At 33.6% G+C, this 1,134-nt stretch carries 2 protein-coding genes; both read right to left on the reverse strand.

Annotated features, from left to right (window positions below):
- Positions 1–360: 360 nt before the first annotated feature.
- Positions 361–840 carry a hypothetical protein gene (locus BW928_RS11215; RefSeq protein WP_076556282.1) on the reverse strand — a complete coding sequence of 160 codons (480 nt, stop codon included), beginning with the start codon at positions 838–840 and terminating at the stop codon, positions 361–363.
- On the reverse strand, positions 840–1,134 hold a 295-nt coding region (locus BW928_RS11220), incomplete at its 5' end, for a hypothetical protein (protein WP_211277318.1). The genes BW928_RS11215 and BW928_RS11220, both read right to left, overlap by 1 nt.

Genomic DNA, 1,134 nt, shown 5'->3' on the forward strand with positions numbered 1-1,134 from the left:
GGCTTTGTTCTTCTGGGCGATTACCATTGTCTAGTTGGTTTAGGGTTTTGTTTTGTTTAAAGTATTGTCCTATGTTATAACCTACTTGTGGACTTGCCGCTCTTGCCACATCGCCTATGATACCATTTGAATTAGGGGCATACAAGGCTGAGGTGATGCCATCGAATAGTCTTTGGCTTGTTTAAGGTAGTCTTCTGCTTTTTTGGCGTACTCGCTTCTGATTTTTCGTCTGTTTTGGTCAAACTTTCGAGACATCTAAACCGAGATATCAATCCACTCTAAGCTTGATTAATATCAAAACTATTGGTTAATAATCTAACTACCTACCAATCATTATTGAAAATCTTCTTTGCTACTACCTTATGTAAGCAAAGTCCATATTTCTTTTCTTGCTGCATAAATCGTAAACAACATCAATATTGATATGATGCCATACCAAATAAGAAAAATCTGATAGTAATTTTTTTGTTTTGATAGATAGGGTTTTAATACCAAAAAAATCGGTGGCATAACCCAAAGTAATAACACAAACAAAAATCCTATTCTATTATACCAGTCACTCTCAGGATCCTTTACAAGCATGTAAAATACCAGTCCTAAGAAAAAAGGCTTAATCAAACCCGCAATCAAAAAGGCTGACAATGTAATAGAAGGCAAAACACTTAATCTTGTAAAGAGCCTAATACATCTCTCCATTCGCCATGTTTGTATACCATATAAATAAGTTTTAATTAACAATATAGTATATAAAAACACATACACAACACCAACAGTAATTAAATACAAAAAATTAACGAATAGTGCTAGCAAAACAATAGCAAACAAAGCATCCTTTAGCATTATCGGCACTCCTTTACTTCTTGCATTTTTGCACAACCAATACGGATTCTGTGTTTTGGATTTAAGAATTTGCCTGACCAATCCCATTTTTTAAGCTTTATCATTGCATTTACTGATCTTTTACTAAACCAATTCCAAGAATTATAATGTTTCTCGTGAACTCTTTGCAATTCTGGATCGTTTTGTTCATTGACCAATCGCCAATAGCTCCAGCTTAAAGTTTTGTTTTGGTGATTTTTATAAATATCTTGGAATTCTTTTTTGCCGTTTTTCATAATTACAGCACCAGCTTCA

The sequence above is a fragment of the Moraxella cuniculi DSM 21768 genome, assembly GCF_900156515.1.
In the GTDB taxonomy this organism is placed as follows: Bacteria; Pseudomonadota; Gammaproteobacteria; order Pseudomonadales; family Moraxellaceae; genus Moraxella; species Moraxella cuniculi.